Below are 856 nucleotides of genomic sequence, written 5' to 3' on the forward strand. Positions count from 1 at the left end.
GGGGAGAGCAGGCAGTTGGTGGCCTTGACCACGGGGACCATGGCGTGGGGCAGGGTGAAGCCCATCATGGGGCCCCCCATGATGACCCGCTGATCCGCCTCCGGTTGCAGCTCGAAACGCTGGAGCAGCCAGCGTACCGGCGTGCCCAGACGTACCCAGGCATTGCCGGGTTTCTTGAAGGCGTCGCCGGTGAGGGTGACGATGCGCTCGATGAGCGGCTCCCCATCGATGATGGCGCGCTTGATGGCAAAGACGGTGGCGACGTTGAGCACCATGATGCCCATGTCCACCGCCCGGCCTCCCTTGGGCACCTGGCGTCCGGTGAGCAGCTCTATGGTCTGTTTGGCGCCGCCGGAGGGGTACTTGGTCGGTACCGACTTGACCAGCACGTCGGCGTCGCTGGCATGGCGGGTCAGGGCCTCGATGGCCGCCGGTTTGTTGTCTTCCACCCCGATCAGAGTGAGCTTGGGCTTGAGCAGGTGCTTGAGTACCCGGATGCCGTCCATGATCTCGTCGGCGTACTCCTGCATCAACCTGTCATCCGTGGTGATGTAGGGTTCGCACTCCAGCCCGTTGACGATGAGGATCTCGGTGAGCTGGCCACGGCCGTCGAGCTTGCTGTGGGTCGGGAAGACGGCGCCGCCGAGCCCGGCGATGCCGGCCTGCTGGATGCGCTCGAGCAACGCCCCCCGCTCCAGGTTCCAGTAGTCAGGCTGGGGTGTGCGCTCGCCCCAGGCATCGTCTCCGTCCGGGGTGAGGAGGATGCAGAGATCGTCAAGACCGGATGGGTGGGCCACCGTGTGCTGCTCAATGGCGGTGATGGTGCCCGAGGTGGAAGCGTGCACCGGCACGATGC

General features: G+C 65.9%; 1 protein-coding gene. It reads right to left on the reverse strand.

Annotation, left to right across the window (positions count from 1 at the left end; translation table 11 throughout):
• Positions 1-856, reverse strand: an 856-nt coding sequence (gene rsxC / locus BN1120_RS16990) for an electron transport complex subunit RsxC (RefSeq protein WP_042017233.1), incomplete at both ends; no start/stop codon positions are given.

It is taken from the genome of Aeromonas caviae (assembly GCF_000819785.1).
Lineage (GTDB): Bacteria > Pseudomonadota > Gammaproteobacteria > Enterobacterales > Aeromonadaceae > Aeromonas > Aeromonas caviae.